The sequence below is a fragment of the Photorhabdus temperata genome, assembly GCF_025384845.1.
Lineage (GTDB): Bacteria > Pseudomonadota > Gammaproteobacteria > Enterobacterales > Enterobacteriaceae > Photorhabdus > Photorhabdus temperata.
Genome location: NZ_JAJAFX010000166.1, coordinates 1 through 1,780 on the forward strand (window position 1 = coordinate 1; position 1,780 = coordinate 1,780).

At 40.3% G+C, this 1,780-nt stretch carries 1 protein-coding gene and 1 pseudogene; both read left to right on the forward strand.

Annotated features, from left to right (window positions below):
* A pseudogene (locus tag LGZ99_RS24330) lies at positions 1 to 879 on the forward strand (hypothetical protein); the annotation flags it as partial.
* Positions 876 to 1,780: hypothetical protein (locus tag LGZ99_RS24335; protein WP_262979836.1), on the forward strand; the 905-nt coding region annotated here is incomplete at its 3' end. The pseudogene LGZ99_RS24330 and the gene LGZ99_RS24335, both read left to right, overlap by 4 nt.

Here is a 1,780-nt window from a genome sequence, read left to right on the forward strand (position 1 = left end):
GACACATTAACTGTCGAAGGGAGTTTTGCTTACACGTTAGGCCCCTATTCCCATACTTTCACACATGAACTGGAAAAAGAGTTTAAAACCAAACGCAGGAAACTGGGGTTAGTGGATAAAGGGCTTCAGGCGGTTGAGACGTTACAAAAACTGTTTTCCAGTGAAGGCAGCCAGGAGATAAAACTGCTGGACATGGAAATCCAGACGCCGGAAATAAAATTAAGCGGCGGCAGTAAACTGGTAAACGCCTCGCATGGCAATGAGGCGTATTTTGAACAGGCGGTTGCGGTGGAATTAGCACCGCTGATTGGGATTAAATTACGGCTGGATTTAATTCAGGCATTTGCCACGGAATTCGGTGTTGAGAAATTAATTGCCTTAATTCGTGAGCAGGGGTTAAAAGGAAAGGCGGCGGTAGACGACGGGCGGGACGGCGCTTATCTGGGGGCGCAATTAGATATGGTGCTGGAAGGAGCGTTAAATCTGTCGTTCAAATATGCCGGCAATGAAGAGCGGGAGATGGAATTCCAGTTGGGGGATGTGGTCAGGGGTACGCTGGCGATTAGGGCGGAAACCAATATTCAGGCGGGCTTTAAATATTATCTGGTGGAAGGATATTTTAAAGCCGGTGCGGATATTGAAGCGGAAGGGTGTTTTGAACTGGATAAGCAGGATAATGGGGTATATTTGGTATTTTTCCATGAGGGGATCGTTGCCAGTTATTATGTGGAGTATGGGGTGGGGAAAAGTACAACTGAAAATAAAAATAGTAGCTTTAATCCACAGAACAAAGTAGATACCAAGAAGCAAAAAAAATGGGAAATATATCCGAAACTGCCAAAAGAAAAGTCGACATATAAACTGAGGTTATCGCAATGAAAAAATTAATTTTGTTTTTTATGGTTTTATTTTCATTATCAGCTTATGGGGAAAATACGATGGATAAAATTAAATATATTGCTTACTTAGAGTCGAATAAAGTGCTTTGTAGATTTAAAGTGAATGGAATTACTACCTTAGATAATTTTAGTTCTATATCGGGTACAATATCGACCGGATATAACATAGCACCGCTATTGCAAAACAGTAAAAACACTCTTAGCCTTGATATGGGGCCATTAAGTGCCCGGGATGATAAATATATTTATAAAGAAAAAGATGCGGAATGTAAGGTTAGATTGGTAAGGGTAACTCCTTATGAGTCTGATGAAGTGACTAATATTATTACCAGCGTGGCAGATAAAAATGGCACATTAGAACCTGATAGTACGCAGTCCGTTAATTTTAATATTGATACTACACAATCCAGTAGAATTACGACGAAAGAATATCCGGATGAGTTTTATTATCATACAGAGCGGACAGTGACATTAAATGATTTGCCTGTCTGGGCCTGGACGACGGCTACCCCTTTGCCGGAGACAACAGCAAGCACTGAATTGGTTAAGAAAGCCTATGAAGATATTTGGCAAATGTTGAAAAAACAGGATTTGACGGCACTGAAAACAGCCTATCAGTTAACGTTGCATGAGGAATCCCAGGCTAATGACAGTACTGAACAAATTCATTTTGATTCGTTGGATTTTAAGCATTACTTTGATAAGGGTTATCAAGCAGTGCCGATAAACTGGAGTAAATATAAACTGGTGCGCTATATGGATAGCCGATTATTCCGATTTGAAGTTAAAGATGGGATACAGTCTCCATTATTAATTAGGGATAGGAATGGTGAGAACGGTCAAACATTTAATCCATTCTTTTCTTTGATCAATGGAAAGGT